Raw genomic sequence first — 26,933 nt, forward strand, 5'->3', positions numbered from 1 at the left:
AGTTCACTGAGGTTTACGCTCCCCCGGCCCGAGAAGCTGGCGGAATGATGTTGCAGTCTGCCCGCCGGGGCGTGTCCGAGTCGCGCGAGCCCGGTGCCGTCGTGCGGCGGGGACGGGTACCTGAGCGGACCGTGCTGCTGGTGGCCTCGTTCGGGGCGCTGCTGGCGTTCCTCGACGCGACCATCGTCAACATCGCGTTTCCCAGCATCCGCGAGTCGTTCCCCGACGAGTCGATCAGTGAAATCTCCTGGGTGCTGAACGCGTACAACATCGTGTTCGCCGCGTTCATGATCGTGTTCGGCCGACTCTGCGACCTTCTGGGGAGGCGCCGGGTCTACCTGCTGGGGGTGGCCGTCTTCACGATCTCGTCGCTGGTGTGCGCGTTGGCGCCGTCGCTCGGTGTGCTGGTGGGGGCGAGGATCGTGCAGGCGCTGGGTGCCGCGATGCTCGTGCCCGCCTCGCTCGCCGTGGTGATCGACGGGTTCCCCGCGGCGAGGCGGGCGCGGGCCGTGGGCCTGTGGTCGGCGGCCGCCGCGGTCGCATCGGGGCTGGGGCCACCGATCGGGGGCGCGCTGGTCGAGGCGGGCGGCTGGCAGTGGGCGTTCTGGGTGAACCTGCCGCTGGGGGCGCTCGCCTGGTGGCTGGGGCGGCGTCAGCTGGTGAACAGCCGCGCCCCCGGCCGCCGTCGGATGCCGGACCTGCGCGGCGCCCTGCTGCTGGCGGGCTCGCTGGGGCTGATCAACGCCGCCATCATCAAGGGCGACGACTGGGGCGCGGCCAGCCTGATGCTGTGGCTCGTGGTCGGCGGGGCGGTGGTGCTGTTCGGCGGGTTCATCCTGAGCTCGATGAGGCACCGCTCGCCCGTGCTCGACCTGGCGATGATGCGCAATCGCTCGTTCCTGGTCGCGAACATCGCCACGCTCGTCGCGGGGGTCGGCTTCTTCGCGTACATGCTGGGCAACGTGCTGTGGCTGCAGTACGTCTGGCAGTACACGCTCCTCGAGGCGGGGCTAGCGCTGGTGCCCGGGGCGCTGGTCGCGGCCCTCGTTGCGGGACTGCTCGAGCCGATCGCCGCCCGGGTCGGCTACCGCTGGATCATCGCGGGCGGCTTCGTCGTCTGGGCGCTCGGCTACGTCTGGTACGTGACGGTGGTGGGGACCACGCCGAACTTCCTTGCGGAGTGGCTGCCAGGGCAGATCATCAGCGGCATCGGGGTGGGTGCGACCCTGCCGCTGCTGGCGGCATCGACGCTGGCGACGCAGCCCGACGGGAAGTACGCCACGGCATCCGCGGTGATCTCCAGCGCCCGCCAGATCGGCGGCACGATCGGCGTCGCGCTGCTGGTCGTCATCCTCGGCACTCCCACTGCGGCGACCGTCGTGCAGGATCTGCGCGACGGCTGGACGATGAGCATCTACGCGTTCGCGGCCGGCGCCGTGATCACCCTGTTCCTCGGGCGGGTGGATCACGGCGGTCACGTCGCGGCGACGGATGCCGAGGAGCGGCCCTCACCGCTGCGGATGCCGGATGCCGCACGGTCGGTGGTGCTGCGCCGGGCGATCCCGACGCCGGAGGAGTCGCTGTTCGGGCGCCTGCCGGAACCGGCGCGGGAGCGGCTGCGCGCGGATGCCCCGCGGCGCACGGTGCCCGCGGGGGAGTGGCTGCTTCGGCAGGGCGAGAGCGCCGACTCGATGTTCGTCGTGATCTCGGGGCGCGCCGAGGTCGTGATCGACGACGAGGTGGTGCGGGAGATCGGCCCCGGTGCGGTCGTCGGCGAGCTGGCGCTCTTCACGGACGGGCCCCGCTCGGCATCGATCCGCGCCCGCCGGGACTGCCAGGTGCTGGAGGTGTCGCGCGAGCTGCTGCAGCACACGATCGGCGAGGATGCCGGGGCGCTGTCCGCGCTGGTCACCGCCCTTGCGGGCCAGCTCGCCGAGGCCAGTCCGCCCGCCGCACGGACGGCATCGCGCCCGCGGTTGATCGCCGTCGTGGGTGCCGGTGCGGGCGCCCCGGTGCAGGCCGTGGCAGGCATGCTGCACCGCGGTCTCTCGGCGCACCTGAGGGTGGCGCTGCTGTCCGGCGCGCACACCCCCGAACAGGTCGATCGCGCCGAGGCGGACAGTGAACGCGTGATGCTCGTCGCCGACGGCTCGGATGAGGTGTGGGTGGGGCGCTGCGCACGGGAGGCGGATGCCGTCGTGCTGGTGGCCCGCGCGGAAGACATCCCGCCCGAGGCCTTGCCGACGATGACCTCCCGGCCGGAGCTCGTGCTGGTCGGTGCGCCGGGGCGCGCGGTCAGGCAGATCTGGCTGGATGCCGTGGACCCGTGGCGGGTGAGCGAGATCACGATGAACGACGCCGGATCGCCGGGGCGACCGCCGGAGGGCATCCGGGGTCTGATCGACCGGCTCGCGGGGCGCTCACTGGCGCTGGTGCTCGGCGGTGGCGGGGCCAGGGCCCTGACTCACGTCGGCGTGCTGATGGAGCTGGAGGAGGCCGGGCTGCGCGTCGACCGCATCGCCGGATCCAGCATGGGCGCGGTGGTCAGCGGCTACTACGCGACGGGCGCGTCCGCCGCCGAGCTCGGCGCAGTCACGTACCGCGAGTTCGTCCGCGAGGACATGCTGGGCGACTACGGGCTGCCGCGCACCTCGCTCGCCCGCGGACGGCGCGTGCACCGGGCGCTCGTGCGCTGCTTCGGCGACCTGAACATCGAGGAGCAGCCCCGCGGCTTCCGCTGCGTCAGCACCGACCTGCTCACCCGTGCCCCCGTGATGCATCGCCGGGGACCGATGGGGCAGGCGATCAAGTCGTCGGCACGGCTCCCGGTGCTGTTCACCCCGATCCCCAGCGAGGGGCGGCTGCTCGTCGACGGGGGAGTGCTCGACAACCTGCCGGTCGACACGATGGTCGAGCGCGATGAGGGTCCCGTGGTCGCGGTGAACATCTCGATGGGTGGCGGCGGTCACGTCCGCGCGCCCGGCGAGGCGCCGCGCCCGGTGCGGATCCCACCGCTGGGCGAGACCATGCTGCGCACCCTGATGATCGGCGGAGGCGGGGCGGCCGAGGCGCAGAACCTGGGCGCCTGGGTGATCACCCCGCACTCGATGGGGGTGGGGCTGCTGGAGTTCCACCAGTTCGACCGGATGGTCGAGGCGGGTCGGGCCGCCGCCCGCGACCTGCTGGATCAGGCGGGTGGGGAGCTGTTCGCGAGTCGGTGAGGCCGACCGTCAGCGCACCGGACCGGGGGTGGCCGGGGCCACGGCATCCGTCTCGGCCGGCTCGGCAGGATTGCGGCGGATGCCGATCCACGACACCACGCCGCCGACGGCGAACAGCGTCGCGGTCACCCAGGCGGCGCTGTGGAAGCCGTCGAGGTCGAGCGCGCCGCCGACGATGGTCGACAGCAGCGCGACGACCAGGAGACCCGCGACGCGGGAGACCGCATTGTTGACGGCGGACGCGATGCCGCTGCGGCTCTCGTCGATCGCGCCGAGGATGGCCGAGGTGAGCGGGGCGACGGTGAGGGCGAGCCCGAGTCCGAGCACGATCATGGCCGGAAGCACCTGCCACCAGTAGTCGAAGTCGGTGCCGACGGTGAGCAGCAGCAGCGCGCCGACCGCCATCAGGAGCGGTCCGACCGTCATGAACAGTCGCGGGCCGAGCTTTCCCGCCCACGCGCCTGCACGGGAGCTGAGCAGGATCATCAGGATCGTGATCGGCAGGCTCGCCATGCCGGCGGCTGTCGCGGGCAGGCCGGGGCCCTGCTGCAGGTAGACGCCGATCACGAAGCCGTTCAGCGACAGCGCCGCATAGACGAACAGCGTCGACAGGTTGCCCCAGCCGAAGTTGCGCACCCGGAACAGAGAGAGCGGCAGCAGCGGAGCATCCGACCGCCTCTGCCGGATCAGGAAGACGGCCGTCAGGATGATGCCGGCGATGCCGGGCATCCAGATCGCGGGGGACGCCCAACCCAGCCGCTCCTGCTCGATGAGCGCGAAGACCAGCGCGCCCAGGCCCAGCGCGCACAATGCGCCGCTGACCCAGTCCACCCGGACCGTCCGCACATGCTGAGGCAGGCGCAGCCGGCCCAGCATGATCAGGTTGACGGCGATCGGCAGGACGTTGATCAGGAACACGAATCGCCAGGACAGCAGGTCGACGAACAGTCCGCCCATCAGGGGGCCGATCAGCTGCGCGCCCGTGGTGAACGCCGTCCACACGCCGATCGCGCGCGACTGCACCTCGCCGCGCATAGTCGCGGTGATCAGGGCCAGCGAACTCGGCACCAGCAGGGCGCCCGCCGCACCCTGTGCGGCGCGGGCGATGATCAGCACGAGCGGATCCGGCGCGAGGGCGACGGCGACGGATGCCACGCCGAAGGCGATCAGCCCGATGCGCATCACAGTCACGCGTCCGTACGCGTCGGACACCGAACCCGCGAGCAGGATGAGTGCGCTCAGCGTGATCAGGTAGGAGTCCACCACCCACTGCTGGGTCACTATGCCGCCGCCCAGTTCGCGGCTGATCGCCGGGAGCGCCACGGTGACCACCGTGCCGTCGAGGAACGTCACGAACGAGGCGAGGATCGCGACGGAGACGACCAGGCGCTGCAGCGGGGTGAACGGTGTCACAGCCCGACTGTACTGCAGCCCTGGGACGGTGGGGCGGGTCGCGCGGATTCGCCCATCGACGCCGGCAGCGCACCGGCGTACCCTGGCGTCAGGCGGGTCCACCTGCCCGCCCGCAGCCGGCGAGAGCCGATGACGAGGAGCGGTGTGCGATGGACTCGATGATGATGGACGCCATGTCCAAGGACATGAAGATGCCGGGCATGGAGATGATGGACATGGCCGCCATGCAGGCGTGCATGGATGCGTGCGCCGCCTGCGAACAGGCCTGCACGGTGTGCTCGACGCAGACGATGGACTGCGCTCCGGCGTGCATGAACTGCGCCGACATGTGCAACACCATGATGCGCTCCATGCTGCGGATGCAGGGCATGACCCCGGCTGTGATGATGTCGATGCTCGACGCCTGCATCGCCATGTGCCAGATGTGCATGGAGGAGTGCATGGAGCACGCCGAGCACAGCGACGTCTGCCGGATGTGCGCTCAGGCGTGCAAGGCCTGCATGGACGCCTGTACCGCGATGCGCGAGTCGATGATGAAGATGGCTTCCTGACGAGATCCGCAGTTCAGAAGATCAGCGCGCGACGTTGAACTGCACGGCGCCCACGGCCAGCACGGCGTAGTCGCGGTGCAGGGCGACGGGAGTGCCTGCGGCGGCCTCGAGGGCCGCGCCCCCGGCGTTCCAGACGGTCGCGAGCTCGCCGTCCAGCGTGCGCAGGATCACGACTCCGGATGCCGCATCGGCATCCTCCACGAGCGCATCCACCCAGCCGAGCGGGGTCGCCGACGCCATCCGCGCCTGGATCAGGTGCAGGGCGTGGCCGGGAGCGAACGAGGAGCAGGCATAGCCGTGGGCGCACATGCACGCAGCATCCTGACGCACCTCAAGGGGCGAAAGGCGGGTCTGCGGCGTGGTCACGGTCGTCTCCTCTGGATCGGTTGATCCGAGGCTACGACCGGGATGTCACCCTGTCGATCCGCGGCGAAACGCGGCGAAACATGCTGGGCGTCAGCTGAACCCGCCCAGGATTACGATGCATGGGCCGATGACGATCAGCCACGCCGCCGCGGCGATGATCAGGATGCCCGTGGCGTAGGAGCGAGTCGCCCGGAAGAACATCATCACGATCGCCGCGATCGCGATCAACAGGAAGGGCCACAGCAGCCCGAGGATGCCGCCGTTGCCGCTCAGCATGTTGACGGATGCGAACATCGCGACGACTGCGAGGACATGCGCGACGACTCCTATCGCGATCCCGATCCCCAGTCCCGCGCCGAAGCTCAGTCCCTTCCGTTCGGGGACAGGTGGCGTCCAGGCGCCGGGTGCGTAGCCCATCGGTCCGGGCTGGGGCTGGCCGGACTGCTGCCACTGGCCGGGAACCTGAGGACCGGCGGCGTATGGATTGCCCGGCGCCTGCGGGATCGGGGGAAGGCCGGGCGGCGGCGGTGATCCCGCGTCACCCGGAACGGATGCCGCACCGGGAGGCGTCGCGTCCTCCGGCGGCACGACCGGCTCGGAGGCTGCCGCTGAGTCGTCGCGGGGATCCTCCGGGGGTGGAACGGGCTGGTCAGGCGTGCTGTCCATCGCGCACTCTCCTCTCATCGGTCACGGCACCGGCGACGCGGAAGCGTCCGGTGCGCAGCATCCAGATCATTCTGGCCGCCAGCAGCGGAATCGTCACCAGCAGGAACAGCTGCGGCCGGGTGAGTCCCATCCACGCGATCTCGTTCCCGCGCACGAACTCCACGGCGAAGCGGAACACCGCGTACGCGGCGATGTACAGCGTGAGCGTCTCGCCGGCGGCGATGCGGCGGTGGCGCAGCCAGAACCACAGCACCACGAAGGCGGCCAGGTGGAAGACGATCTCGTACACGAAGCTCGGGTGCAGCGGCACTCCCGCAGGCGAGCCGGTTCGGGTGGCGGCATCCGCATCCAGCACGATGCCCCACGAGGCGCCTGTCGGTGTGCCGGGCTGCTCGGTGAGCAGGCAGCCGATGCGTCCGATCGCCATCGCCAGCGCGACGGCAGGGGCGAACAGGTCGCCGCTGCGCTCAGGGTAGCCGCAGAGCTTCTTGGCGACGTGCACGCCCAGCCAGGCGCCGACCAGTGCCGAGAGCATCGAGGCGTTGCCGCGCGCGAGCTGGTCGATCAGGCTGAGGTTCTGCGACGGGTCGAGATGCTGTGCCCACGTGCCCAGCCGTGACAGCACGGCGGCGCCGATCAGTGCCCCGAGCACGAGGTACGCGATGCGATGATCCGTCACCCGACGGCGGCGCTTCTCGACCAGGAAGACGAGGCCGGCGGCGGTCAGACCCAGGGCGACGAACGTGGAATGCGTGTCCAGGGCGGGCAGCCAGGGCGCGAGGTCGCTCAGGGTCGGGAACATGTCAGCCCGCCAGCATCCGGACCCACAGCATGACCCAGAACGGGATCGCGACGGCGGCGCCGAGGGCGATCACCGACAGGTAGGCCAGCACCAGTCGGGTGTCGCCCAGCTTGCACTTCGAGCGCAGCAGCCCGCCTCGGCGGGCCTTCGCATATCCGGCGATCGCGATCAGGGCGAAGCCGAGCACGGCGATCGGACCCAGCACGGCGGAGATCAGCGCGATGGTGGTGAACACGCACAGTCGCAGCGGATCGAACGGCGGTGCCGGGTGACCGACGGCCGCGTCGAACTGGTTGAGCGGGGGAGTGGTCATCCGGACACCACCGGCAGGCGCGTACGCCCGCCCGTCTCGCGCACCTCGGTACTGATGGATGCCGGCCGACCTGTCGCGGTGGAGATGCGCGTGCGGCTGAGCGGCGCCCAAGCCTGCAGTGCGCAGAACGGGGCGCACTGGTGCGCGTTCGTCGTCTCGTTGACCGTCGCCACGTGCACGCAGCACTGGATCAGCCGCTCCTCGATCATCGTGTTGATGTCCATGAACGGCTTCACCGTGATGCGCAGCACCCGGTCGGCGAGCATCGCCCGCATCCGCTTGTGCTGACCCGGCAGCTTCGATGCCGCGAGCGTCGCGAGGGTGCCGACCCCGAGGTCGCAGTTCACGCAGATGTCGCGCCAGATGTCGCCCATCGACGGATGCGAGAGCGAGGACTGCTCGCTGAGCAGATCCATCAGCGAGCTCTTCACGACGTCGCGGATCGCCTTGTTCATGTTCGAGTCGGCGATGCGGTTGGCGATCAGGTCGGGGTTCAGGTCGAGGAACTCCTTCAACCGGCTCGTGTCCGATCAGCCCGACCAGCGACTTCCAGTCGCCCGAGTCGTCCTTGAGGAAGTAGCCCACCGAGCAGCAGTGCGGGTGGCTGCAGGGCAGAGCGGTCAGGTCGCGCCAGGTGATCTCGTCGCCGGTCTGCGGCCCGATCCGGGCCAGCACGCCGGTATGCGTGAGCCGGTCGTTCGGGTCGATGCCGGAGCTTCGTCCCGAGCCGAACACCGGCTGGATGGTCACACCGCCCACGTACGGCGTCGCCTGCGCTCGCCGGATGACCGCGCCGATCTCGTGGTCGTTCACCCCGAGGGTGGCGGTCATCGTCAGGGTGGTGAAGACCCCGGCATCCGACAGCCGCTCCAGCGCCCGCTCCTTGAACCGGCGGATGTCCGCGCCGCGGTGGAACGCGACGGACGCAGCCTCCTCGCCGTCGTACTGCAGGTAGATCTCCACCCGCTCGCGGTGCTTCTCGAGGAAGCGCACGAACTCGTCGTCGTTGGCGATGCGCAGCCCGTTGGAGTTCAGCAGGATGCGCACGATGGGCCGGGCGACGAGGTGCTCGATGAGCTGCTCCAGCCACGGGTACAGGGTCGGCTCGCCGCCCGAGAGCATCAGCACGTCGATGCGGTCGTTCTCACGGGCCAGTTTCGCGTCGACGGAGGCCAGCACCTCGGCGAGAGGGGCGACCGAGGACGCGGCGGGGCTCGACTCCGCGAAGCAGGTGGGGCATTTCAGGTTGCAGTGGTCGGTGATGTCCTCGAGGAGGATGCAGGTGTGCTGGGTCTGCATCTCGGGCAGGCCGTCCTCGTACGCCTGCGGGATGGGCTTGAAGTTGCCGGCGGTGTCGGGGGTGTGCACCTTGGTCGGCGCCGTCCACTGCTCCAGGTACCGCAGGATCTCGGTGCTCTCGTCGTACATCGTCGAGATGAGGCCGTGCTCGGGGCATCCGCGCTCCAGCCACACCGTGCCGTCGCGGTCGGCGAGCCAGCCCGACAGGCGGCGCACCTCGCTGAGCGGCTGGTCCGGCTTCTCCTCGTGACACTTCGGACAGAATGCGTTCACGTATCTGTGGATGCGGTGATCGCGCAACGGCATGCCCGCTCCTGGCTTCTGTGCCATGAGACCCCCTCGTTGCCACTCAGAGTAGCCGGGACCCGGCGGCGTACACTGTTCGACGTGCTGTTCATGGAGGGCGCCCGCGTGGCGCGAGAGGTGATCGTCGGTGCGTCGCGCACCGACGGCAGAGGCTGAGAGCGATCCGGCGGCGGAACCCCCGTCACCGGAGAATCGTCGCACCCCGGCATCCGGTCTGAGGATGCCGTCCTCCACGCACTCTCCCGCACGCCGTGCGGCAACGAACCGAAAGCACTTCCTCATGCGTCCCATCGACGAGCGCGCCATCCGCGCCTCCTTCCGCAACGCCTCCCGCAAAGAGGTCAGTTCCCTCACCCTGCCGGCCGACTTCGCCGAGCTCGACTTCGATCGCCTCGACTATCTCGGCTGGTACGACCCGAAGATGCCCCGCCGGGCGTACGTCGTCGCCGAGGTCGACGGCGAGCCGATGGGCGTGCTGCTGCAGCGCGCCGAGCAGCGCACCGCCAGGCGGGCGCAGTGCTCGTGGTGCGATGACGTCACCCTCCGCAACGACGTGCAGTTCTTCGCCGCCCGCAAGGCGGGTTCGGCCGGCCGCAACGGCGACACCATCGGCACGCTGGTGTGTGCCAACTTCGGCTGCTCCGCCAACGTGCGAAAGCTGCCACCGCTGGCCTACGAGGGCTACGACCGTGAGCTCGCGCGCGAACTGCGGATGCTGCGCCTCGGCGAGCACGTGACGGCGTTCCTGCGCGAGCTCGGCTGACCCGCCCGTTCTTGCCGGATGCTGGATCAGAAGTGCATCGGAACCGCGAGTCTCCGATGCGCTTCTGATCCACGTCGGGGGAATACCCGGCGGAGCACGACGTTGCCGGTGACATGACCACATTGGGAATCATCGGAGCAGGACACATCGGCAGCCAGGTCGCTCGAGCGGCGGTGACGGCCGGGTACGACGTGGTGATCGCGAACTCCCGCGGTCCCGAGACCCTGGCGGACCTCATCGCCGAGCTGGGGCCGAAGGCGAGCGCGGCCACGGCTGAAGAGGCCGGCCGTGCCGGCGAGGTGGTCGTCGTGACCGTGCCGCTGCGCGCGATCGAGCAGGTTCCCGTCGAGCCGCTCGCCGGCAAGATCGTGCTCGACACGAACAACTACTACTTCGAGCGGGACGGCCACATCGACGCGCTGGACCGCGGCGAGACGACCACCTCGGAGATCGTTCAGCGTCACCTTCCGACCTCCCGGGTCGTCAAGGCGTTCAACCACATCCTCTGGGGAGATATCACCACGGATGGGGCTCCGGCCGGCAGCCCGAACCGCCGCGCACTTGCCACGGCCGGTGACGACGCGGAGGCCGTCGCCTTCGTCACCCGCCTCTACGACGAGTTCGGCTTCGACACCGTGAACATCGGCCCGCTCAGCGAGTCGTGGCGCGTCGAGCGCGACCGTCCTGCATACGTCGTGCGTCAGAACGCCGAGGAGCTCACCGCGAACCTCGCGAAAGCGAACCGACTGCCCTGACCTCGGGCATGCGGCGGGGGACCGCGCCGGTTAAGCGGCGGTTGGTCCCCACGTCGCCGGCCGTTCACCCGGCATCGGGAGGATCCAGTGACTCTGAAGGAGCCTGATGCCACCCTCCGCCGACACTCGGCCCGCCGCACCCTCCGTCCTGCGACTCGTGGTCGCCCTGCTGCTCGCCGGAATGGGGATGCTGCTGGCAGCTCCCGCAGCATCCGGTCACGGCTTCAGCTCGGTCGTCTACGCCGAGGCGACCCAGCAGGACGGCGCGATGCACGTCGACCTCGCCCTGGAGTACGACCTGCTGGTCGTCACCGTCGCCGAGAACCAGGATGATCCCGACCTCTTCGAGGACGGGATGGCGGTGTGGAAGACCGGTGACGAGGCGGCGGCACTGCAGAAGCACTCCGACTCGCTGGTCGAGTACGTCTCCGACCGATTCCGAGTCGAGGCCGCAGGAGTCGCCTGCACCCCCGTCCTCGACGGCGAGCCGGGTGCCACGGTCCGTCAGGACGTGCCCTACGCGACGCTGCCGCTGCGATTCGACTGCCCGTCCGCCGGATCGCACGTCTTCACCAGCGGGCTGTTCCCCGACGATGAGGGCTACGTCACCGGAACGGTGACGCTGCTGGACTACGACCTCAGTGCCGCGCGCACCGGCAATGTCTCCCTCGACTCCCAGACGCCGAGCTTCGACACGTCCGAGCCCGTGCTCGAGCGGATGTGGCGCTTCTTCGTGCTCGGCGCCGAGCACCTGCTGTTCGGCATCGATCACATCCTCTTCCTGCTCGCGCTGATCGTCGGATCGTGGCGCCTGCGCGACATCGTGCTGGCGGCGACGGCGTTCACCGTCGCGCACTCCGTGACGTTCATCCTCGCCGCGCTCGGGGTCGTGTCGCTGCCCGACGCGATCGTCGAGCCCGTCATCGCCCTCTCCATCGCCGTCGTCGCGATCTGGTACCTGTGGCGCGTCTGGCTGGACCGTCGTACGCCGGATGCCGGGGTCGAGCGCACCAGGAGGACGGGCCACGACCGGGCGGACACCGCCCGTCTGGCGGTCGTGTTCGCGTTCGGGCTGATGCACGGACTCGGATTCGCCGGTGCGCTCGGCATCGACGAGCCGTTCTCGTGGGGCCTGCTCGGCTCACTGCTCGTCTTCAACGTCGGACTCGAGATCGCGCAGGTCGCGATCATCGTCGTGGTGTTCCCGCTGCTGCTGATGCTGCGCCGCCGGGCGCCGCGCACGGGGCTCGTCGTCGGCGTGCTCGTCGCCGCAGGGGTCGCCGTGATGGGCCTGATCTGGTTCGTCGAGCGGCTCGTCGCCCTCGGCTGACGGATGCCGTCAGCGGACGTCGATGACGATGCCGGTGAGGCCGTGAACGACGGCGGCGGCGCCGGCGGCCGCGGCGCGCTCGGCTGCGGAGGCGGTGTACGCGTCCACCACATCGGCATCCGCCGGGTTCGCCACTTCGGATCCGCGGGTGGAGGCTCCCGCCCACACCGCAGCCGTGACGTTCTCGGTCGGCTCGGGCAGTTGTGCGCCGATCAGCAGGAACTGCTCATCGAGGTGGCTGGCCGTGACCAGCGCGAGCGCGTCGACCAGGGCCGGGCTCGCCGACACGATCAGGTCGGCATGCAGATCCATCGCCTCGGAGATCGCCGCCACTTCCTCGTCCGGTGACGCGGCCCGCACGGACTTCAGGCTCGCGCCCTGCTCGTGCGCCCAGCGTCGCACGCCGTCCGCGAGGGCTGCGCTCGTGGGGTCGTGGTCCGCCTCCAGCAGCACCACGCGGTAGCCGGCGGCGACCTCGGCTCCGGCCCAGCTGTCCGGCTGCGGTGTGATGGTCGCGGCCGGTGACGGCATGGCATCCGGAGCCAGGAAAGCAGCGGGCAGGCTGCTCGAGACCGGCGCGCTGTCGCGCGGCGTCGACCAGTCGTCGACGCTGCTGCATCCCGCAGTCATCAGGGTCAGCGCGGTCACGGCCGTCGTGGCGGCGGCGGTCAGCGCGAAGCGCTTCCGAGCACGCCGGATGTCGGATGCGAAGGAGGTCACATCCTCGTTTCTACCCGACTCGATCCGTGCGGAAGCCGGTGGGAGGCCCCTGTCACCGGATGCCGGGGAAGAGTTCGGCCCGTGTTCACTGAGCAGTCATCCGGGGCGGCCAGCCTATCGATCAGCTGAGATCGGTTCGACCGACTCGGCCTTCTGCACGCCACGCATCACCTGAACAAGGAGCTCCCTCTGATGAAGGCATCGTCCCGCGCCCTCGGCGCACCCGCCCCCACGCTGAAGCGGCGCGCCGCCATCGGCGTCTTCGCCGCAGCAGCCTGCGCCGCGATGGTGTTCGGCGGCGTCGTCGCAGGCGCCGCCGCAGCCGAGTCCACCGATACCAGCGGCATCATCCTGCTCGCCGGCGCCGATGAGTCCCAGCGCGTCGTCAACTGGTACTCGTCCACCGGTGACGCCCAGGTCGTTCAGGTCGCCGAAGCCAAGTCGGTCAAGGGCGGCGTCTTCCCCGCGAGCGCATTCCAGTTCGACGCCGTGGTCAGCGCCAACACCGTGAACGGCGGCTTCAACGGGCACGCCGTGCTCTCGGGTCTCTCCGGGAACAAGAAGTACGTCTACCGCGTCGGCTCCGCCGGGCACTGGTCTCAGAGCTACGAGTTCGCCACGAGCAACGACAAGAACAGCAACTTCGACTTCCTGTTCTTCGGCGACCCGCAGATCGGCTCGTCGGGCGACATCGCCGCCGACGGCGAGGGCTGGCAGGCCACCCTCGCCACCGCCGGAATCCTCGACCCGCAGGCGCAGCTGTTCGTCTCGGGCGGTGACCAGGTGAACAAGGCCAACGCCGAGGCCGAGTGGGACGCGTTCCTTGCTCCCGACGAACTGCGCTCCACCCCGTGGGCCGCGACCATCGGAAACCACGATGTGGGCGGCAAGGCCTACGAGCAGCACCTGTGGACGCCCAACACCGATCGTTCGCCGCAGTTCTACCGCTCCGGCGATCTCACCACCCAGTCGGGCGGCAACTACTGGTTCACCTACAAGGACGTGCTGTTCATCGACCTGAACAGCAACGCCTACTCGGCGAGTGGCGCCGACGGAGTGGACGCGGATGAGGCGCACATCGGCTACGTGCGCGACGTGATCGAGGAGCAGGGCGCGAGCGCGAAGCACACCGTGCTCGTCTACCACCACTCGATCTACTCGCCCGCCTCGCACGCGAACGACGGCGACAACCAGAAGCGCCGTCAGGACTTCCCGACCGCGTTCTCGGAGCTCGGCGTCGACCTGGTGCTGCAGGGACACGACCACGCCTACTCGCGCTCCTACCTGCTGCGCAACGGCCAGAAGGCTGACGCGAACGAGCAGCCCGGCCAGGAGACGGTCTTCCAGGGCCCCGGCGGAGTCATCTACGTCACCGCGAACTCGGCATCCGGTTCGAAGTACTACGACCTGACGGCGCCGCGTGAGGGCTCGGATTTCGGTCCCGACCCGCTGAACCCGAAGAACCACTACGCGAACTCGGTCGAGAACCAGGACCACGTGCGCACCTACGTCAAGGTCGAGGTGCGTGACGGTCACCTCGCCGTGCAGAACATCATCGCCGGCGACTGCGAGACGGCGAACCCCGCCGTCGCGCGCGGCAAGGTCGGCTGGTGCGGTCCCGACGAGGGCGCCGGCGCCGAGATGGAGGTCGGCACCGCGCAGGACTCGGTCGTCATCCACAAGTACAAGGACGACGGCGTCGCCGGTGCCGAGAGCACCGTCGACTCGGTCCGCTCCGACGAGCAGGGCACGGTCACCTCGATCCGCTGACCTGCGTCACCATCACCGGGCCGGGAGGGCGTGCATGCGTCCTCCCGGCCCACCCCCGTCTCCGAAAGAACCTCATGGACTCTCCCTCCTCCTCGCGCCGGATGATCCCCGCGCTCGCCGCGATCGCACCGCTCCTGCTCGGCGGACTGCTCGTGCCGGCGGCATCCGCGGCATCCGACCTCGGCTGGGAGGTCTCGACCGTCGACGGCGAGCACGGCGCGGACCGGACGAACTACGAGTACACGGTGGAACCCGGCGTGCAGGTGGATGACAGCATCCGCATCTCCAACACCGGAACGGATGCCGTGACGATCGGCGTCTACCCGGCCGACGGTTTCACGACGCGATCCGGTGAGTTCGATCTGCGCACCCGCGAGAGCGGTGCGGAGGCGATCGGCGCATGGCTCTCCCTCGAGACCGATCAGGTGTCCCTGGAGCCAGGGATGTCCGCAGAGGTGCCGTTCCGCATCCGGGTTCCGAAGGGCGCCGGCGGGGAGTACGTCGGCGGTATCGTAACGACGGATGCCACAGCGACGGATGCCGTGGAGCGCCGCGAAGCCGTACGGGTGCGCCTGCACGTCGGCTCCTCGTTCCGCCCGGCGCTGACCGTGGGCGACGTGCACATCGACTACGCGCCCGCACCACTCGGCGCAGGACGGGCCACGGTCACCTACACGGTGCGCAACGCCGGTGACACGGTGATCTCCGCCGAGCAGTCGATCGCGGTGGCGGGCCCGTTCGGCATCGCCTCGCGCCGCGCGGGCGACTACCAGTCGACGCCTCAGCTGCTGCCAGGCGAGAGCTGGACGATGTCCGCCGACATCGACGGGGTGCTGCCGCTCGCCGTGCTCACCGCGACCGTGTCGGCCGTGCCGCTCTACATCGACGCCGCCGGATCCACCGGACCACTGCGGGCGATCGAGCAGACCGGGGTCGGCGCGGCCGTGCCCTGGGCGCTGCTCGGCGCCGTGGTCATCGTGGTGATGCTGCTGCTGTGGTGGACGAGACGACGGCGAGCACGTGCTGCCACGCCGGTGTCGTCAGTCGATCCGACAGCGCCGTGAACACCTCAGCACTGCGGGCGCCCGGCCAGTCTGTGGGCAGCAGCGAGGCCGGCAGGCCCGGATCCGTGTAGGGCAGCACGCGCCAGCTGTCGATCAGATGCACGTGGGCGGCGAACGGCGCGGCGGTGTCCAGTGCGTCGACGGATGCCAGGAACCGCTCGTGTTCGGCGCGCAGCGCCTCCAGGTCCCACCAGCTCCGCGCGGCATCGGCGAGCGGCTGCGCGGGTCGGGGATCGGCGGTGCGGAACAGCGTCGCGAACTCGCGGGCTCCGATCTCCTCCAGGAGTGCCTCGACCTCGGCATCCAGGTGCCCGGGCAGGATCCACAGGCCGGCAGATACAGCACCCGCGCCGATGAACTGCAGTCGTCGTCGCAGTTGGTGACGCAGGTCGCGCCGCGTCTCGGGAACGGTGGCCGACACCAGCATCCACTCGTCTCCCGGCTGCATGGTGCGCACGGTGAAGATGCGGTCGTCGCCGCGCTCCAGCATCCCGGTCGCGGCGGGGTTCAGCGCGTGGCCGCCGCTGTCGCTCGACAGCAGCAGGCCGCGCTGCTTGAGTCGGGTGATGGCCGTGCGCGCCTGCGGAGCCGGGATGCCGAGATCTCCCGCCAGCTGCACCAGCGCACTCGGCGCGATCTCGCCGCCCAGGGGTCGCAGGTACAGGCCGATGAACGTGCGCAGCAGCGAGGTGGCGCTGCCCGGGCGGGCGTCGATGTCGTCGAGCACCACCTCGGCGTGCCCTGTTTCGGCGTGCTCTTCGTCCTCGCCCCTGCTGGTCACCGCGGCCCCTGCTGATTTACGAGAATGAGCAGGGGCGGTGACGGTGAGCAGGGGCGGCGACTCCGAGGCCCGCGCGGGAAGGTCGGTCATGCCAGTGCGTCGCGGACGGCGAGGATGCCGCGCAGCGTCTCTTCATGCGACGTGCTCAGCGGCGACAGGCCCAGGCGGATGCCGTCGGGGAAGCGGAAGTCGGGGATGACCCCGTCCGCCCACAGAGTCTTCGTGACCTCCTGGAACGAATCGTGCCCGATCGTGATGTGCCCGCCGCGCTGCGATGCCTTGCGCGTGCTCAGCAGCCGCACGCCCAGCGGTGCGAGCAGCTCGTCGTAGGCGCGCACGGCGAAGTCGGTCAGCGAGACCGACTTGGCGCGCACGGCCGCGATCCCCGATTCGGCGATGAGGTCGAGCACCCCCTGCATGGCCAGCATCGACATCACCGGCGGGGTGCCGCTGAGCAGCTGACGGATGCCGCCGACCGGCGCGTACTCCGGACCCATCGCGAAGATGTCGGCCGCACCCCACCAGCCGTGGATCGGCTGCGTCAGCACACCCTGGTGCTCGGCGCGCAGATACGCGAACGCGGGAGAGCCGGGCCCGCCGTTGAGGTACTTGTACGTGCAGCCGACGGCGATATCGACGCCCCACTCGTCCAGCTGCATCGGCACGACGCCGACGGAGTGGCACAGGTCCCAGAGCATCAGCGCGCCCGCGTCCTTCACGATCTTCGTGATCGACTGCATGTCCGCCAGCGCACCGGAGCGGTAGTCCACATGGCTCAGCACGACGAGCGCGGTGCGGTCCGAGACCACGGCGGCGACGTCCTCGGCGGTGACGCCGGCCACGGCATCCGGCTCCACCCAGCGCAGGGTCGCGCCGGTCTCCTGCGCGACGCCGGCGGCGATGAACCGGTCGGTGGGGAAGTTCCCCGCCTCGATGACGATCTCATCCCGGCCCGGACGGGCAGCGATGGCGGCGCGAATCATCTTGTACAGCAGCACGCTCGTCGAGTCCGCGACGACGGTCTGACCGGCGGCGGCTCCCAACGCGACCTCGGCGATGCGGTCGCCGAGCACCATCGGCAGCTCCATCCACTGCTCGTCCCACGAGCGGATCAGCCGCGTGCCCCAGTCGTCGCGGATGAACGCGCCGACTCTGTCGGGCAGGTCCTTCAGCGGGCGGCCCAGCGAGTTGCCGTCGAGATAGGCGGTCACACCAGGGGCGTCGCCGAATGCCCGCAGATGGTGCGCGAGCGGGTCGGCCCCGTCGAGTCGACGGGCCTCGCTGAGCAGGTCGGGCGAACTGATGCCGGCCACGCGGCGATGCTCGTCCTCATGGGACTCGGGCGTGCGGGACTCGGGCGATTCGGGTGCTGCGGTCATGTCAGGCCTCCAGATCGGCGGGGGTGAGCGGACGGGCGAACAGAGGGTCGCCGGCGGGAAGGAAGAGCGGGTGTGCGTCAGGGGAGAGGGGAGCCAGGGCCTGCAGCAGGCGCATGCCGTCGACGCCGGCCTCGCGCAGGGCTTCGACCTCGGCGGCGTTCAGCTCGACGGGAGTGTCGCCGTTGCCCATGTCGGTGCCGTAGAGGATCGTGCCGCCGGCAGCGGCGAAGCGGCGCACGTTGTCGATCGCGATGGCGCGGTGCGGGCCGTCGTGCACCGCGAGCGTGGAGATCCACTGCACGGATGCCGCCTGATCGGCGATCTCATCTTCGGCGAGGCGCTCGCTGAACGGCGCGTGCGCCAGCCGGGTCGCGCCCAATCGCGCTGCGCGCTGCGCCTGGCCCGCGCCCTCGGCGTGCGCGACGACCGGCAGGCGGTGGGATGCTGCAGCCGCGACGATCGCGCGGAAGGTCGCGTCGTCGAGCACGGGGCCGGCCGCGCTGTTCAGTGCGGCCTTGATGAGGGATGCCCCTGCGGCGGCGGCCTCGTCCACCGCGGCGGCCGCGCTCGCGGCATCCGGAATCTCTCGCACGGAACCCGCCGGCGCCCAGGTGCGATCTGACGGATACCCACCGGGCGCGGTCAGGAACGCGCCCGCGTACTCGATGACGGCGCCGCGGATGGAAAGTGCAGGTTCCGGGGTGCTCTCGCCGACGTTTTCCATCCGTGACGCATCGGGACGGATGGAAAGTGCAGGCGCGAGGGGTGTTTCACCAGCATTTTCCATCCGTGCCGCCCGCGCCAGGTCGCGCAGCACCACGGGGTTTCCGCCGAGATCGACCACGCGACCGAGCCGCGAACCGGCCAGCCGGGTGTGGTCGACCAGCTGCAGGTGCACGTGATGGTCGGTGAAGCGGCCCGTGATGATGCCGCCGTCGACGGGGTGGATGCCGACTGGGCGGATGTCGATCACCGCCCGATCTCGGTGCGCACGCTGTACAGCTCGGGGAAGAACGTCAGGCTCAGAGCGCGCTGCAGGAAATCGACGCCGGTCGAGCCGCCGGTGCCCTTCTTCATGCCGATCGTGCGGGACACGGTGCGCAGGTGCCGGAAGCGCCAGAACTGGAAGTTGTCCTCGAGATCGACGAGCTCCTCGCACGCCTCGTACAACTCCCAGTGCTCCTGCGTGTTCTCGTACACCTCGCGGATCACGGGGATCAGCTCGTCCGTCTCGCGGTACGGCTGGCGCACGTCGCGCTCGAGGATGGATGCCGGGATCGGCAGCCCGCGGCGTGCCGCCAGGCGCAGGAACTCGTCGTACAGGGTGGGCCGCTCCCATTCCGCGGTGAGCAGTGCGAGGTTCTCGGGGTGGTCGCGGAACAGCCCCAGCATCTTCTCGTTCTTGTTGCCGAGCGCGAACTCGACGCCGCGGTACTGCACTGACTGGAAGCCGGAGGCGTTGCCGAGGAATCCGCGGAACTCGGCGTACTCGGTGGGGGTGAGCGTGGCCAGCACCGACCACTGCCGGGTCATGACGTCCTGAATGTGCTTGATGCGCGCGACCGGCTTGAGGGCTCCGCGCAGGTCATCGGCGGCGAGCAGGTCCCGCGCGCGGCCGAGCTCGTGCAGCATCAGCTTGAGCCACAGCTCGGTGGTCTGGTGCTGGATGATGAACAGCATCTCGTCGTGGTGCTCGGGGGTCGAGACCGGATGCTGTGAGCCGAGCAGTCTGTCGAGGTCGAGGTACGACCCGTAGGTCATCTTGTCCTTGAGGTCGGTGACGATGCCCTCTTCGAGTGCGCGCTCGTTCGCTTCGTTGCCCATGACCGCGACGATATCACTATCATGGCGACCGTCACAACGGTGAAATGGGCCCCGCTCCGTCGAGAGCACGGGACCTCGCCGAACGCACGGGACCTTCGCGCGAAGACGCCGTGCGCTCGGCGACATGTCGTGCTCTCGACGCGTGAGGGGTCAGGGCATCGCGAGGATCTCCGCCGTCGTCGCGAGCGTGATCTGCGGCGGGTACAGACCGAGTACGTGCAGCGCGGCGGCCTGGTTCTCAGTCGTCGATCCCGCGCATGCGTCGGTCGCGATCGTGATGCGGGCTCCGGCGTCCGCTCCGGGCAGCGCGGTCGACAGGACGCAGCAGTCCGTCGACACCCCGGTCAGCACGACGTGCGCGCCCGGGCCCACAACCGCTTCGAGCTGCGCACCCCACTTGCCGAACGTGGGCAGGTCGAGCGTCGGATGCGGGGACAGTCCGACCGCGTCCGGCACCAGGTCGTAGAGCGGATCGGATGCCGGCTTGTCGGCGAACGGCCAGGCGGCGAAGTACTCACCCCACGACGTGGAGCGGTCGGCGGTCGGCATCCAGCGCGTCACGAGCACGCGCTCGCCGAACGCATCGGCGAGACGGCGGATGTTCACCATCGCCTCCGCGAAGAACGGGGATCCCCATTCCGAATCCGGCGAGGCGAAGATGTTCTGCGGATCGATGACGACCAGCCAGCGCCCTTCGGCAGGCTCAGGGACCCGTCCTCGGCCGCTCACGCGTCGGCCTCCTGGCGGCGGATCTTCCCCGCCCGCGCGAACCAGGTCACGATGAACGACAGCACCAGGGCGAGGAAGACCCCCAGGTTCGCGTAGGCCCATTCGCCGTCCTTGCCGCCGATGAGGGGCAGCAGGTAGCCCTGCCAGTTGTTCCACGCGGCCTCATCGGCGAACAGGTTGATGACGAAGCCCCACCCGATGATCGAAGTGACGACCATGGTGATGATCGAGGTCCAATCCCAGGCGCCGTAGCGGCCGTTCGCGTCGAACAGGGCGCTCTCGTCGTAGTCCTTGCGGCGGGCGCAGGATGTCGGCGATGAGGATGCCGGCCCAGGAGGCCAGCGGCACGCCGAGCGTGATCAGGAACGACTGGAACGGTCCGAGGAAGCCCTGGTCGCCGAACACGACGAGAATCGTCACGATCGTGAGGATGACACCGTCGATGCCCGCCGCGGCGGGGCGGGGAATGCGGATGCCGAGGCTGAGCAGCGTCAGGCCCGAGGAGTAGATGCCCAGCACCGCGCCGGAGACCAGAGCGAGCACGGCGGTGACGAGGAACGGCACGAGCACCCAGATCGGCAGGATGACAGCCAGCGCGCCGATGGGGTCGGCGCCCACTGCGTCGAGCAGCTTGTCGTCGGAGCCGGCCAGCAGCACGCCGAAGATGACGAGGATGACCGGGGCGATCGCACCGCCGAACGTGTTCCAGAACACGATGGCGCCGTCCGACGCGGTGCGCTTCTGATAGCGCGACCAGTCGGCGGCGATGTTGATCCAGCCCAGCCCGAATCCGGTCATGACCATCACGAGGGCGCCGATCACCTGGCCGAGGTTGCCGTCGGGCTTCGCCATCACCGCCGCGAAGTCGATGTCGCCGGCCGCGAGGATCACGTAAAGGACCGTGACCACGCCGGTGATCCAGGTGAGCACCGACTGCAGCTTCATGATCGCGTGGTAGCCGAGCACGGAGGCCGTGACGATGAGAGCCGCGACGATCACGGTGGCGATGATCTTCAGCATCACGCTCTCGCCGTCACCGCCGAGCTGCGTGATGACGGTGGCCGTTGCGAGCACGGCCAGGATCGCCAGGAACGTCTCCCAGCCGATCGAGGTCAGCCATGACACGATGCCGGGCACCTTCTGCCCGTGCACGCCGAAGGCGGCGCGCGAGAGGACCATGGTGGGCGTGGATCCCCGCTTGCCGGCGATCGCGATCAGCCCGCACAGGAAGAACGACACCACGATTCCGACGATCGAGACGAGCGTGGCCTGCCAGAACGAGATGCCGAAGCCGAGCACGAACGAGCCGTAGCTCATGCCGAACACGGACACGTTCGCCGCGAACCACGGCCAGAACAGGTCGCGTGGCCGGGCGGTCCGCTGGGATTCGGGGATGATCTCGATACCGGCGTGCTCGATCAGCGCGGTCGTCGAGGCCTCTGAGGTCGCGGACATGGGTGCCTCCATGATGTCGGGATGGTGCTCATCCTGGCACCAGTCGCGCGTACGCGCGAGAGGCGGGCCGGAGTAATGGTCGAGCCGACCTCAGCGGGACAGCTCGGCGATCAGCCGCTCGACCCGGCGGCGGATCTCGTCGCGGATCGGGCGGACCGCGTCGATGCCCTGCCCTGCCGGGTCGTCGAGCTCCCAGTCCTCGTAGCGCTTGCCGGGGAAGATCGGGCAGGCATCGCCGCAGCCCATGGTGATCACGACGTCGGCCTGCTTCACAGCATCCACCGTGAGCAGCTTCGGCTCGCCGTCGGTGATGTCGATCCCGGCTTCGCCCATCGCCTCGACCGCGATCGGGTTGATCCGGTCCTTCGGCTCGGAGCCCGCCGAGCGCACGTCGATGCGGTCTCCGGCGAGGTGCTGCAGGAAGCCGGCGGCCATCTGCGATCGCCCCGCGTTGTGGACGCAGACGAACAGTACGGTCGGTGTGGAATCGGTCATGAGATCTCCTCGGGAGCGGCGGGACGACTGAACAGGGCGGCCGTGAGCAGGATGCCGATGATGGCGCCCACGAGCTGCGCGGCGACGAACGCCGAGGCGGACAGCGGCGAGATGCCGGCGAACGTGTCGCTGAACACGCGTCCGAGGGTCACAGCGGGGTTGGCGAACGAGGTGGAGCTGGTGAACCAGTAGGCCGCGCCAATGTATCCGCCGACGGCGATGGCGATAGCGAGGAGGCTCTGAGAGGCGCGCACCATGCCGGCGATCAGCAGGGTCAGACCGGCGGTGGCCACCACCTCGCCGAGCAGTGTTCCCGCACCGGCGCGGTCATGGGTGGAAATCGCCGCGGGAACCTCGAACATCGCGTTCGCGAGCAGTGCCCCGCCGATGCCGCCGGCCAGCTGGGCGATGACGTACAGCACGAGCTCGGCGGGCTTCAGCCCGTCGCGGCGACGCAGGACGGCGTCGGCCAGGGAGATCACCGGGTTGAAGTGTGCCCCGGAGACCGGCCCGAACAGCAGGATCAGGGCGGCGAGCCCCAGGGCCGTCGCGACGGAGTTCTCGAGCAGGCGCAGGCCAGGATCCGTGCTCAGTCGCGCGGCCGCGATGCCCGAGCCGACGACGATGGCGACGAGCGCGCCGGTGCCGAGGAACTCGGCCGACGCGCGACGGAGCTGATTCGTGTGTGTCATGTCGTGGACATCTTGACTCATCCGATTGCCTCAGTCAAGATTGAGGCAATGGATGCTGAGGAAGATCGTGAACTGGAGGCTCGAGCGCGACGCCACGCCGCGCTCGCCGAGCCCGTGCGCCTGCGGATCGTGGATCTGCTGGCACTGGGCGATCTGTCGCCGACGGAGCTCGGCCGGCGGCTGGGGTTGACGTCCAATCTGCTCGCGCACCATCTGAATGTGCTGGAAGCCGAGGGGCTCGTCAGGCGCGATCGTTCGGAAGGCGATGGCCGCCGCAGCTATGTGCGACTCGACGCGCACAGCCTGATCGATCCGACACCCGCCCGAACGGTCACCGCGCCCCGCGTCGTCTTCGTCTGCACCGCGAACTCCGCGCGGTCCCAGCTTGCGCAGGCCCTGTGGGGCGCTGCGAGTCCGGTTCCCGCGCTGAGCGCCGGCACGCATCCGGCGGACCGGGTCGCTCCCGCTGCCATCGACGTCGCCGCCCGCCACGGCCTGGATCTCACTCAGGCGGTGCCGCGACTCGTCGACGATCGGATCACGGCATCCGACCTGATCATCACCGTCTGCGACCGCGCACACGAGGAGTACCCCGCGACTTCACTGCATTGGTCCGTGCCGGACCCGGTGCGGGTCGGAACGCGGGCGGCGTTCGACGAGGCCTTCTCCGAACTCGAGACCCGCGTCTCATGGCTCGCGCCGCTGGTCCGTCTCGCAGCCTGACCGAGCGGCCGTGGACGTCAGCCGGCGAAGAACGCGCGGGCGACGCGCGAGAGGTCGTGCAGGTCGCTGACTCCGGCGAGCTCACGGGCCGAGTGCATCGACAGGATCGGGATGCCGACATCCACCGTGCGGATGCCGAGACGCGTCGCCGTGATCGGGCCGATCGTCGAGCCGCACGGCACCGCGTTGTTCGACACGAACTCCTGCGAGGAGACCCCCGCCTGCTCGCACCAGCCCGACCAGGCGGCGGCGCCGACGGCATCCGTCGCGTAGCGCTGGTTGGCGTTGATCTTCAGGATCGGACCCGAGCCGAGTACCGGCTGCACGACCGGGTCGTGCTTGTGCGCGAAGTTGGGGTGCACCGAGTGGCCCACGTCGCTGGAGACGTGCCATGAGGCCGCGAGCGCGCGGCGCTGCTCGTCCGCATCCGCTCCGAGACCGGAGTACAGCCGGGCCAGGACATCTTCGAGGAACGGTCCGGCAGCTCCCGAGCGCGACGCCGAGCCGAGTTCCTCGTGGTCGAAGGCGGCCAGGATCGGAATGACGCCCGGCGCCTGGGTCCCTGAGCCCGTCGAAGGGCCGGCAGCCTCGATCAGTGCGACCACGCCGGCGTGCACCGAGGCCAGGTCGTCGAGCCGGCCCGAGGCGAAGAACGCGTCGTCCTTGCCGAACACAGCACCGCGGGCGGCATCCGCCACCACCGCGTCATAGCCGCGGATCTCGGCGACCTCGACGCCGGCGGCTGCGGCGAGCTCGGCGAGGATGTCGGCGGATGCCGCATCTCCCAGCCCCCACACCGGCTGCGTGCCGGTCTGCTTGTCGAGGGAGAGTCCGTCGTTGACTCCGCGGTCCAGATGGATCGCCAGCTGCGGCAGGCGCAGCAGCGCCCCGGTCGCCGCCAACACGACCCGGCCGTCCGCCAGGGCCAGGCGCCCGGCCAGACGCAGCTCCCGGTCGAGCCAGGAGTTCAGCAGGGGTCCGCCGTAGACCTCGACCGCCGCCTGCAGCCACCCGTGGGAACCGGTGCTCGCCTTCGGCTTGAGCTTGAAGCCGGGGGAGTCGGTGTGCGCGCCCAGCACGTGCACGGGTGTGGTCGCCGCGGCATCCGTCGGAACGACCCAGCCGATCGCCGCGCCGTCGCGCACGACGACGAAGCGTCCGCCCGGCTGCGTCGGCCAGGCGTCGGTCTCGTCGAGACGGGTGAACCCGGCATCCTCGAGCCTGCGGGCGACCTCCTCCGCGGCGTGATAGCTCGACGGCGAGGCGGCGACGAAGTCCGCGAGATCGGAGGCGTGGGCGAGGGCGGCAGAGCTGACGGGCATGCCTTCGATGGTAGTCCGGCGGTTCGCGTGGGCTCGCCGCGCCCCGGCGTCAGTGGAAGTCGACGAGCCCCGCGTGCGCGGCGGCGACGAGGATCTGCACCCGATCGCGCACGTGCCACTTCGACATGATGCGGCCGAGATGCGCCTTGACCGTGCCCTCGGAGACGATCAGCGATTGCGCGATCTCGAGGTTGGACATGCCTCGGGCGAGACGATCGAGCACCTCGGCCTCACGGTCCGTCAGCGGCTCCAATGCCTCGGCCGCACCGTGAGCCGGCGCCGTGTCGCGCACATGGTTGACGAGCATCGCGGCGATGCGCGGCGAGAGGGAGCTCGCGCCGCTGTGGACTTCGCGGACGCCGTCGAGGATGATCTCGGCGCTGGAGTCCTTGAGCAGATAGCCGGATGCCCCGGCGCTCAGCATCGGCAGCACGGTGTCGCTGCCGTCGAGGGTGGTCACGGCGAGGATTCGGACGTCGGGCCAGCGCTCGCTGATGGCGGCGGTGGCCTGGATGCCGTTCATCTCAGGCATCTGCACGTCCATCATCACCACGTCGACGCTCTGGCGCTCGAGGAAGGCGATTGCCTCGATCCCGTTGTCGGCCTGCCCCACGACTTCGATCTCCGGCCCGCGCGCGACGAAGTGCGAGAGCGCCGAGCGCACCAGTGGGTCGTCGTCGACGATGAGAACGCGGATGTCCGGCATGACTGAAGCCTAACGGCGTGCACGGCTCCGACAGGGGTCGATGTGGACCTTTGTCCATCGAGGTCTGGCCTGAGAGGCGATGCGCTTTCCGGTCGCAGTCGAGAAGATCAATAGGTACTTGGACAAACGACCAGTGAATGAGGTGAATCACATGTCCATCTGGGAACTGCTCGCACGCGCACTCGGTATCTTCCGCTAAAGGTACCCCCTCGAATAGGGGATACTGAAGCATGTCCTTCGGTCTGGCTGCCAGGGAAGACTCCGGCACACTTCGCCTGACTCGAGGCGAGAAGCTCAGCTCCATCGAGCGGATCGCGCTCCTGGTGGGCATCGGCATCTTCATCGCCATCGACGTCGTCGGGATCTTCATGGTCCCTTCAGACAACGTCGCTTCCTCGATTCTGAGCATCTCGGCCACCGCGGTGTTCACCCTTTATCTCTGGTCCCCGGTCACCGCGACAGCCGTGCTGGGGGTCGTGTTCGCCCTCTCCTTCTTCGCCGGCACTGATACGTCTGTGCTGCTCGCCGGAACCGTCGCCGCCGGAATGGTCATGCGTCTGGGTTCCACAGCGCTGGTCCTCGCGTACGCGGGCGGCTTCCTCGTCGCCACCGCCGTCGTCGCATACGGTGACCCCGCGGTCCCCGTCAATGTCGGCATCTATCTGCTCATCGCAGCCATCGCCGGCGCCGTCGGCTTCACACTGCGACTGGCGTCCGATCGGGGTCATAGTCTCGAGAAGCGGCTCGCCGAGAGCGCCGAGCAGGAACGTCAAGCCGTCCTCGCCGAGCGGCGCTGGATCGCCGGCGAACTGCACGACAGCATCGCCCACCACCTGACGGTCGTGGCGCTGCACGTGCAGATGCTCGACGATCCGGTCTCCCTCCCGGGATCGCAGGAAGCGATCCGCGTCGCGGCGCGCAAGGCCATGGCAGACCTCCGTTTCGTCATCGAGCTCGCCGATGACGGCCCCCGCACCCGGGGCATGCAGGCGGGAGACCTCACGCAGGCGATCGACGAGGCGCGCTCCGAGATCGCATCAGCCGGGCACGTCGTCCGAGTGGACGGCGACGCCGGTGACGAGCGCATCCCGAGGGTGGCGGAGATCGCGTTCGCGCGAATCGTCCGCGAATCCGCAACCAACATCCTCAAGCACGCGGGGCCAGGCGAGGTGGACATCTGTCTGCAGGTCGACGATGAGCTCGTGGAGCTGACGATCACAAGCCCGCTTCCCGACACCCCGCGCCGGGATCTGCCGTCCAGCGGCACCGGGTTGAACCGGATGGCGGAGCGCGTTCTCGGCGCGAGTGGCGAGTTCAGCGCGGGTGCCGGGGACGGGCAGTGGCAGGTGCTCGCACGCCTCCCGCTCTCGTGATCGACCAAACGCTGGACGAAAGTCCATATGAGTCTCGCCCTTCGGCCCTATAGGTCCCGCTGCGGCCGGTCGTAGCCTGGAGTTCCCCAGATAAAGCGTCCCCAGCGCTGCGATC

General features: G+C 69.5%; 24 protein-coding genes and 1 pseudogene. 9 read left to right on the forward strand and 16 right to left on the reverse strand.

Annotated elements, in window-relative coordinates:
- Window positions 1-44: 44 nt before the first annotated feature.
- Window positions 45-3,221 (forward strand): MDR family MFS transporter/patatin-like phospholipase family protein, encoded by a 3,177-nt coding sequence (locus QF046_RS15275; RefSeq protein ID WP_307371433.1) that lies wholly within the window; start codon window positions 45-47, stop codon window positions 3,219-3,221.
- Window positions 3,222-3,230: 9 nt separating this feature from the next.
- On the opposite strand, the gene QF046_RS15280 is transcribed toward QF046_RS15275, so the two are convergent.
- On the reverse strand, window positions 3,231-4,634 hold the full coding sequence (locus QF046_RS15280; RefSeq protein ID WP_307371435.1) for an MFS transporter: 1,404 nt from the start codon (window positions 4,632-4,634) through the stop codon (window positions 3,231-3,233).
- A 149-nt stretch (window positions 4,635-4,783) separates the two neighbouring features.
- Between QF046_RS15280 and QF046_RS15285 the strand changes: the two genes are divergently transcribed.
- Window positions 4,784-5,185, forward strand: a complete 402-nt coding sequence (locus tag QF046_RS15285; RefSeq protein WP_307371437.1) for a hypothetical protein — start codon at window positions 4,784-4,786, stop codon at window positions 5,183-5,185.
- Window positions 5,186-5,206: 21 nt separating this feature from the next.
- On the opposite strand, the gene QF046_RS15290 is transcribed toward QF046_RS15285, so the two are convergent.
- The 4 genes from QF046_RS15290 to QF046_RS15305 all read right to left on the reverse strand — a co-directional run bounded on the left by QF046_RS15290 (window position 5,207) and on the right by QF046_RS15305 (window position 8,961).
- Window positions 5,207-5,551, reverse strand: a complete 345-nt coding sequence (locus QF046_RS15290; RefSeq protein WP_307371439.1) for a hypothetical protein — start codon at window positions 5,549-5,551, stop codon at window positions 5,207-5,209.
- 90 nt (window positions 5,552-5,641) lie between these two features.
- Complete coding sequence (locus QF046_RS15295) at window positions 5,642-6,217, reverse strand: hypothetical protein (protein ID WP_307371442.1); 576 nt, start codon at window positions 6,215-6,217, stop codon at window positions 5,642-5,644.
- Window positions 6,201-7,019, reverse strand: coding sequence for a prolipoprotein diacylglyceryl transferase (locus tag QF046_RS15300; RefSeq protein ID WP_307371445.1), 819 nt, complete (start codon window positions 7,017-7,019; stop codon window positions 6,201-6,203). Before QF046_RS15300 ends, QF046_RS15295 begins: the two co-directional genes overlap by 17 nt.
- Before the next feature lies 1 nt (window position 7,020).
- Window positions 7,021-8,961, reverse strand: coding sequence for a radical SAM protein (locus QF046_RS15305; RefSeq protein ID WP_307371446.1), 1,941 nt, complete (start codon window positions 8,959-8,961; stop codon window positions 7,021-7,023).
- A gap of 256 nt (window positions 8,962-9,217) precedes the next feature.
- Between QF046_RS15305 and QF046_RS15310 the strand changes: the two genes are divergently transcribed.
- The 3 genes from QF046_RS15310 to QF046_RS15320 all read left to right on the forward strand — a co-directional run bounded on the left by QF046_RS15310 (window position 9,218) and on the right by QF046_RS15320 (window position 11,785).
- Window positions 9,218-9,700, forward strand: a complete 483-nt coding sequence (locus QF046_RS15310) for an FBP domain-containing protein (protein WP_307371448.1) — start codon at window positions 9,218-9,220, stop codon at window positions 9,698-9,700.
- 113 nt (window positions 9,701-9,813) lie between these two features.
- Complete coding sequence (locus QF046_RS15315; RefSeq protein WP_307371450.1) at window positions 9,814-10,455, forward strand: NADPH-dependent F420 reductase; 642 nt, start codon at window positions 9,814-9,816, stop codon at window positions 10,453-10,455.
- A gap of 106 nt (window positions 10,456-10,561) precedes the next feature.
- Window positions 10,562-11,785 (forward strand): HupE/UreJ family protein, encoded by a 1,224-nt coding sequence (locus tag QF046_RS15320; protein ID WP_307371451.1) that lies wholly within the window; start codon window positions 10,562-10,564, stop codon window positions 11,783-11,785.
- Window positions 11,786-11,794: 9 nt separating this feature from the next.
- Here QF046_RS15320 and QF046_RS15325 read toward each other — a convergent pair whose 3' ends face one another.
- Complete coding sequence (locus QF046_RS15325; RefSeq protein ID WP_307371453.1) at window positions 11,795-12,505, reverse strand: hypothetical protein; 711 nt, start codon at window positions 12,503-12,505, stop codon at window positions 11,795-11,797.
- A gap of 192 nt (window positions 12,506-12,697) precedes the next feature.
- Here QF046_RS15325 and QF046_RS15330 point away from each other — a divergent pair, with 192 nt between their 5' ends.
- The gene (locus QF046_RS15330) at window positions 12,698-14,275 is read left to right on the forward strand and encodes a fibronectin type III domain-containing protein (protein WP_307371455.1); all 1,578 of its coding nucleotides are present in this window, start codon (window positions 12,698-12,700) and stop codon (window positions 14,273-14,275) included.
- Window positions 14,276-14,349: 74 nt separating this feature from the next.
- Window positions 14,350-15,339, forward strand: coding sequence for a WxL protein peptidoglycan domain-containing protein (locus QF046_RS15335; RefSeq protein WP_307371456.1), 990 nt, complete (start codon window positions 14,350-14,352; stop codon window positions 15,337-15,339).
- Here QF046_RS15335 and QF046_RS15340 read toward each other — a convergent pair.
- From QF046_RS15340 to QF046_RS15375, 8 genes and pseudogenes are all read right to left on the reverse strand, one after another.
- Window positions 15,248-16,210, reverse strand: coding sequence for a PaaX family transcriptional regulator C-terminal domain-containing protein (locus QF046_RS15340; RefSeq protein ID WP_307371458.1), 963 nt, complete (start codon window positions 16,208-16,210; stop codon window positions 15,248-15,250). The genes QF046_RS15335 and QF046_RS15340 overlap by 92 nt on opposite strands.
- The gene (locus QF046_RS15345; RefSeq protein ID WP_307371460.1) at window positions 16,207-17,499 is read right to left on the reverse strand and encodes a kynureninase; all 1,293 of its coding nucleotides are present in this window, start codon (window positions 17,497-17,499) and stop codon (window positions 16,207-16,209) included. Before QF046_RS15345 ends, QF046_RS15340 begins: the two co-directional genes overlap by 4 nt.
- 1 nt (window position 17,500) lies before the next feature.
- The gene (locus QF046_RS15350; RefSeq protein WP_307371462.1) at window positions 17,501-18,472 is read right to left on the reverse strand and encodes a hypothetical protein; all 972 of its coding nucleotides are present in this window, start codon (window positions 18,470-18,472) and stop codon (window positions 17,501-17,503) included.
- Entirely contained in the window at window positions 18,469-19,323 is an 855-nt protein-coding gene (locus QF046_RS15355; protein WP_307371464.1) for a tryptophan 2,3-dioxygenase, read from the reverse strand. Before QF046_RS15355 ends, QF046_RS15350 begins: the two co-directional genes overlap by 4 nt.
- A 150-nt stretch (window positions 19,324-19,473) precedes the next feature.
- Window positions 19,474-20,052 carry a cysteine hydrolase family protein gene (locus QF046_RS15360; RefSeq protein ID WP_307371466.1) on the reverse strand — a complete coding sequence of 193 codons (579 nt, stop codon included), beginning with the start codon at window positions 20,050-20,052 and terminating at the stop codon, window positions 19,474-19,476.
- A pseudogene (locus tag QF046_RS15365) lies at window positions 20,049-21,519 on the reverse strand (cytosine permease). Before QF046_RS15365 ends, QF046_RS15360 begins: the two are co-directional and overlap by 4 nt.
- A 78-nt stretch (window positions 21,520-21,597) precedes the next feature.
- Entirely contained in the window at window positions 21,598-22,002 is a 405-nt protein-coding gene (locus tag QF046_RS15370; protein WP_307371468.1) for an arsenate reductase ArsC, read from the reverse strand.
- The gene (locus QF046_RS15375) at window positions 21,999-22,694 is read right to left on the reverse strand and encodes an aquaporin (RefSeq protein WP_307371470.1); all 696 of its coding nucleotides are present in this window, start codon (window positions 22,692-22,694) and stop codon (window positions 21,999-22,001) included. Before QF046_RS15375 ends, QF046_RS15370 begins: the two co-directional genes overlap by 4 nt.
- 48 nt (window positions 22,695-22,742) lie before the next feature.
- On the opposite strand from QF046_RS15375, the gene QF046_RS15380 reads away from it, so the two are divergent.
- The gene (locus tag QF046_RS15380; protein ID WP_307371472.1) at window positions 22,743-23,417 is read left to right on the forward strand and encodes a MarR family transcriptional regulator; all 675 of its coding nucleotides are present in this window, start codon (window positions 22,743-22,745) and stop codon (window positions 23,415-23,417) included.
- A gap of 17 nt (window positions 23,418-23,434) precedes the next feature.
- Here QF046_RS15380 and QF046_RS15385 read toward each other — a convergent pair whose 3' ends face one another.
- Both QF046_RS15385 and QF046_RS15390 read right to left on the reverse strand, forming a co-directional pair.
- The gene (locus QF046_RS15385) at window positions 23,435-24,739 is read right to left on the reverse strand and encodes a M18 family aminopeptidase (RefSeq protein WP_307371474.1); all 1,305 of its coding nucleotides are present in this window, start codon (window positions 24,737-24,739) and stop codon (window positions 23,435-23,437) included.
- Window positions 24,740-24,788: 49 nt separating this feature from the next.
- Complete coding sequence (locus QF046_RS15390; RefSeq protein ID WP_307371476.1) at window positions 24,789-25,445, reverse strand: response regulator transcription factor; 657 nt, start codon at window positions 25,443-25,445, stop codon at window positions 24,789-24,791.
- Window positions 25,446-25,675: 230 nt separating this feature from the next.
- On the opposite strand from QF046_RS15390, the gene QF046_RS15395 reads away from it, so the two are divergent.
- Complete coding sequence (locus tag QF046_RS15395) at window positions 25,676-26,818, forward strand: sensor histidine kinase (protein ID WP_307371478.1); 1,143 nt, start codon at window positions 25,676-25,678, stop codon at window positions 26,816-26,818.
- Window positions 26,819-26,933: the final 115 nt, after the last annotated feature.

The organism is Microbacterium sp. W4I4, assembly GCF_030816235.1.
Lineage (GTDB): Bacteria > Actinomycetota > Actinomycetes > Actinomycetales > Microbacteriaceae > Microbacterium.